Annotated in this window: 1 protein-coding gene; it reads right to left on the bottom strand. The window is 66.2% G+C overall.

Annotation, left to right across the window (positions count from 1 at the left end; translation table 11 throughout):
• A partial coding sequence (locus tag EOA36_RS37645; RefSeq protein WP_189553575.1) for a hypothetical protein occupies nt 1–560 on the bottom strand: 560 nt, incomplete at both ends.

The raw sequence follows: 560 nt of genomic DNA, 5'->3' as shown, positions 1-560 counted from the left end.
GCGTCATGCTTGCCGCGCTGGTAGATGCCGGCGGCCGTGGTGTTGACTGACGTCGTGACGATATCGGCCAGCGCGCCCTTCATCAGCTCCTGCAGCGTCGACTTGCCGACGCCGGCGCCGCCCGTGGTGAACACGACGGGCCGGGCTTTCAGCGCGCCGCCCATGATCGCGGTGGCAATCCAGCCCAGCAGCAGGATCGGGTCGAGGTAAGGCCGCTGCCAGTTCCACGTGCGGAGATCTTCGAGGATGCGCAGCGCAGGGCTTTCCTCTTGTGTCACATGCTCGCGCCACGGCTCCACCGTGGTTGCCTGGCGCGTATACAAAAACCCTTCATGCTCGCCCGGCTTGGCGCGCTCAAGCTTGGTATGCTTGTCCTTGCCGGTGGATGACCACAGCCAGCTGCCGGAATGCCAGATGAAGCCGTCCTGCTTGTCGCGCCAGCCGCCACGGCCGCGCCGCTGCTTGGCCGGGTCGAACAGCGGCCGGCGCGCGGCTTCCGCCTGCAGCGCCATCATCACCTTCTGGATCTCGATGCGCTTCACCACCAGCATCTTGCGTTC

Origin of the sequence: Mesorhizobium sp. M8A.F.Ca.ET.021.01.1.1, from assembly GCF_003998025.1 — a bacterium.
Classification (GTDB): Bacteria; Pseudomonadota; Alphaproteobacteria; order Rhizobiales; family Rhizobiaceae; genus Mesorhizobium.
Note: the sequence above shows the minus strand (reverse complement) of the source record. Positions and strands in the feature narration are given on the sequence as shown.